This window comes from uncultured Corynebacterium sp. (assembly GCF_902782855.1).
In the GTDB taxonomy this organism is placed as follows: Bacteria; Actinomycetota; Actinomycetes; order Mycobacteriales; family Mycobacteriaceae; genus Corynebacterium.
In genome coordinates, this window is the sequence record NZ_CACZOO010000369.1 from 1 (window position 1) to 2,484 (window position 2,484).

The 2,484-nt window shown below is 66.8% G+C and carries 2 protein-coding genes and 1 pseudogene; all 3 read left to right on the forward strand.

Annotated features, from left to right (window positions below; genetic code table 11):
- Positions 1 to 243, forward strand: a pseudogene (locus QZV72_RS14725) (hypothetical protein); the annotation flags it as partial.
- Between the two features lie 198 nt (positions 244 to 441).
- A complete protein-coding gene (locus tag QZV72_RS14730; RefSeq protein WP_297009493.1) occupies positions 442 to 1,314 on the forward strand; it encodes a type IV toxin-antitoxin system AbiEi family antitoxin domain-containing protein in 873 nt (290 codons plus the stop codon).
- 228 nt (positions 1,315 to 1,542) lie between these two features.
- A partial coding sequence (locus tag QZV72_RS14735; RefSeq protein WP_297009495.1) for an ATP-binding cassette domain-containing protein occupies positions 1,543 to 2,484 on the forward strand: 942 nt, incomplete at its 3' end.

Genomic DNA, 2,484 nt, shown 5'->3' on the forward strand with positions numbered 1-2,484 from the left:
AAGAAGCCGGCGCCGGGTGAGAGCACGGGTGGTTTCGCCACCGGTCTCTCTGAACTGTCCGATCCGGCTGCGTCCCCGACGTCCGGGCTCGGGGATGCGCAGGATGCGCCGCCTGCCACGTCGTTGCCCGCCGCTGATCCGGGGAAGCAGGAGGCGGCCCCCGCGTCGGTGGCGCCCGCCAGTACCGGCCCGAGTGACGGAGAGCGCGCGCTCACCTCCGCCGGCCACGAAGCCCCTTTCTGACCGGCGGGCGGTGAGGGGGCAGGTCCCCGGGGGCCCGGATCGAGCGTGGATCGAGCGAACTCCACAGTTCGGTGAGATCTTGCTCGGCTCCGGCCCCGGAAGGGGCTACGAAGCACGGGGCCGTCCGGGGCACCGACTAGAGGGGTGACGAGAGTAGTGGCGCAGATACCGCAGGCATTTCGTACGACCGACGATCTCTTGAAGACGGTCAGCCGCAGACAGCTGCGGACCGCGGTCCGTCGAGGTGAACTGCACCGTCTGGCACGGGGCATCTACAGTCCCGCGGAGCCGACAGACGAGCTCAGGTTACAGGCGCTCCATCAGGTGCGCGGGATGGTGTACACCGGGGAGACCGCGATCGCCCTCTACACCGGGCAGGCCGTGGACTGGCCGGTCGAAGCGCGGCACGATGGCCCGGGGCGTCAGACCGCGGAGGCGCGCGTCAGGTCGGGCATTCCGGGCCGGTTGCGTACCGGCCACGGGTTGTCGCTGGTCAGTCCGTTGCAGGCGGTGATGGACGCGGCGTCCTCCGAAGAGAATGCTGGTTTCCTCACCGAGGCGTACCAGGGGACAGGGGCACACCAGGCCTTGGAGCGTGACGTCGCAGCGCTGGTCACCGGCCGGGCACGCGCGCAGGAACTGCTCGCGAGGACGCCGACCGGCACGATGAGCAGGCTGGAGCAGGACGCCTTCCTCACCATCACCGAAGCACTCACCGACCTGCCGGTGACGGTGCTGACCAACCGCATGGTCGGTAACTACTGTTTCGACCTGGTCGTCCCTGAGGCGAAGGTCGCGATTGAGATCGACAGCTTCACCTACCACGCGATCGGCGGGCAGGGGACGACCGAGCAGAGCTTCGTCAAGCAGGTGTGGAAGGACAACGAAACCGCAGACCTGGGGTGGGCGGTACGGCACTACACGCAGTTCTGCATCAGGGGAGCGGCGGAACGGGCCGCCGCGGACATTCTGCGCTGCGTCCTCCCACGGATCTGCCGGGTAGGCGTCAGTCTGCCGGACGCGGTGCAGGACGCCGTGTTCACCTGGCACCCGTCGTTTCAGGATCGATGAGTTCCTTGGTGAGCGTCGGGGTCTCCAGGGCTCCGGCCAGGGGGCCTTTCGCGGGCAAGGAACCCGGGGAGTTGTCTGTTCGGTGGACCCTCGCTCGCGTAGGGCCCCACTCCGGGAGGATCGAGGACGCCAACCCCGACGGTGCGACGGCAGGGGCGACCCCGTGTGAGTCCTGTAGGCTGTGGGGCTGACTGCAAAACACCCGCGAGATTCACTTAAAGGGGAACAATGGGCGAGTTCATCTACACGATGAAGAACGTGCGTAGGGCGCACGGTGACAAGGTTGTCCTGGACAACGTCACCATGAGCTTCTACCCGGGAGCGAAGATCGGGGTCGTCGGACCCAACGGTGCCGGTAAGTCCTCCCTGCTCAAGATCATGGCCGGCCTCGACCACCCGTCGAACGGTGAGGCCTTCCTCGATCCGGGCGCGACCGTCGGCATTCTGCTGCAGGAGCCGCCGCTCAACGAGGAGAAGACCGTCCGCGGCAACGTCGAGGAGGGCCTCGGCGAGATCATGGACGTCAAGCACCGGTACGAGGAGATCGCCGAAGAGATGGCGACCAACTACACCGATGAGCTCATGGAGGAGATGACCGTCCTCCAGGAGAAGATCGACGCCGCGGACGCCTGGGAGCTGGACTCGAAGATCGAGCAGGCGATGGACGCCCTGCGCTGTCCGCCGTCCGATGAGCAGGTCACCCATCTCTCCGGTGGTGAGCGCCGTCGCGTCGCCATGGCGAAGCTGCTGCTCAGCGAGCCGGACCTGCTGCTGCTGGATGAGCCGACCAACCACCTGGACGCGGAGAGCGTCCTGTGGCTGGAGAACCACCTGAAGAACTACAAGGGTGCCGTGCTCGCGGTCACCCACGACCGGTACTTCCTGGACCACGTGGCCCAGTGGATCTGCGAGGTCGACCGCGGCAAGCTCTTCCCCTATGAGGGCAACTACTCCACCTACCTGGAGACCAAGGCCGAGCGCCTCGAGGTCGCCGGCAAGAAGGACCAGAAGCTGCAGAAGCGGCTCAAGGAGGAGCTGGCCTGGGTCCGTTCCGGCGCCAAGGCCCGGCAGGCCAAGAACAAAGCCCGCCTGCAGCGCTACGAGGAGATGGCGGCGGAGGCCGAGCAGTACAAGAAGCTCGACTTCGAGGAGATCCAGATCCCGACCCCG